The sequence below is a fragment of the bacterium genome, from assembly GCA_016873475.1.
Lineage (GTDB): Bacteria > Krumholzibacteriota > Krumholzibacteriia > JACNKJ01 > JACNKJ01 > VGXI01.
Map to the genome: position 1 here is coordinate 1 of VGXI01000388.1, position 1846 is coordinate 1846.

Here is a 1846-nt window from a genome sequence, read left to right on the forward strand (position 1 = left end):
TTGTGCCCGTGAAGCCCACCGTGGGCGGAATCCCGGCCAGCGCGAAGAGGAAGACGCTCATCAGAAGCGCCAGCCAGGGCTGGCGACGCGCGAGGCCGGCGTAGTCGTAGATCGACTGGTACTCCTCGCCCTTGCGGCCGACGAGCCCGAGCACGGCGAAGGCGCCGAGGTTCATCAGCGTGTAGGCGACGAGGTAGAAGAGCAGCGCGCGCGTGGCGCCGGGCGTCGCCGTCACCACGGCGACGAGCAGATAGCCCGCGTGGGCGACGCTCGAGAAGGCGAGCATGCGCTTGAGGTTGCTCTGGACGATCGCCATCACACTGCCCACCGACATCGTCAGCACGGCCAGCCACCAGAGCACCGGCGTCCACTCGGCGGCCGGCGGCGCGAGGCCGGGACCGAGCAGGCGCAGCAGAGCGGCGAAGGCGGCCGCCTTCGTGCCCGTTGCCATCAGCGCCGCGACGGGCGCCGGGCTGCCCTCGTAGACGTCGGCCGTCCAGAAGTGGAAGGGCACGGCGCTCACCTTGAAGGCAAGGCCGACGAGGATCAGCCAGAAGCCGGCGCTGGCCAGGAGCGGGCTGTGGGCGCCGCCGGGGCCGACGGGCGCCGCCGCGTGCAGGGCGAGGCTGCCCGTCGCCCCCCAGTGCAGGGCCATGCCCATCAGCAGCAGCGCGCTCGCGAAGGCGCCGAGCAGGAAGTACTTGATCGCAGCCTCGACGCTGCGCGCCTGGCCGCGCTGGTAGCCGGCGAGCACGTAGAGCGCCATCGAGAGCAACTCGAGGGCGAGGAAGAAGGTGATCAGTTCCGTGGCGCCGACCATCAGCAGCATGCCGGTGATCGCGAACAGGAGCAGGGCGAGGAACTCCAGGCGCGGCAGCGCCTCGCGGCGCAGGTAGGGCAGCGCCATCAGGAGCGTGGCGGCGCCGATACCGAGGAAGAGCAGGTCGAAGTAGGTGGCGAAGGCGTCCTGGACGAAGCGGCCACCGAATCCGGTCGCGCCGGGCGCGCCCCACCGCTGCCAGACGAGGGCGGCGGCGACGAGCAGGCCCAGGCCGCAGATCGCTTCGGCGAGCCAGCCCTCGCCGCGCCCGGCGCGGCGCCGCGGCAGCTCGACGAGCAGGACGAGCAAGGCGGCGAGCACGAGGACGATCGCGGGGGCGACGAGGCCGAGCTTCCAGTCCACGGCGCTCACTCTCCTCGGCTAGGGGTCGGGGTGAGGGCCGCCGGCAGGCGCAGGGCGCCGCCCTGGGCGTCGAGCTGGCCGTGCAGGGCGCCGGCCGGCGCCGCGATGCCGGGCCGCGCGCTCTCGAGCAGCGCCGCCACCGCTGGCTCGATGCGGCCCAGGAAGGGCTTCGGATAGAGGCCGATCCAGAGCATCAGCGCGGCCACGGGCAGGAGCAGCAGCCACTCGCGGGGGCAGAGGTCGCCGAGGCTCCGGTTCTCCTCGCGCGTCAGCGGGCCGAAGAAGACGCGCTGCACCATCCAGAGCATGTAGACCGCGCCCAGCACGACGCCGAGGGCGGCGAGCACCGCGAAGACGGGCGCCGCCTTGAAGGCGCCGAGCAGGATGAGGAACTCCCCCACGAAACCGTTCAGCCCGGGCAGGCCGATGGAAGCGAGGGTCGTCAGCAGGAAGAAGAAGGTGAAGCGCGGCATGCTCGCCGCGAGGCCGCCGAAGTCCGCGATCAGGCGCGTGTGCCGGCGCTCGTAGACCATGCCGACGAGGAGGAAGAGGGCGCCCGTCGAGAGCCCGTGGCCGACCATCTGCAGGAGGCCGCCGCTCAGGCCCTGGGCGTTGAGGGCGAAGATGCCGAGCATCACGTAGCCGAGGTGGCTGACGCTCCCC

The 1846-nt window shown here is 72.4% G+C and carries 2 protein-coding genes; both read right to left on the bottom strand.

Annotated elements, in window-relative coordinates; translation table 11 throughout:
- The coding region (locus FJ251_16035) for an NADH-quinone oxidoreductase subunit N (protein MBM4119210.1) at nucleotides 1-1192 on the bottom strand (1192 nt) is incomplete at its 3' end.
- Nucleotides 1189-1846, bottom strand: a 658-nt coding sequence (locus FJ251_16040; protein MBM4119211.1) for a Fe-S-binding domain-containing protein, incomplete at its 5' end; no start/stop codon positions are given. The genes FJ251_16035 and FJ251_16040, both read right to left, overlap by 4 nt.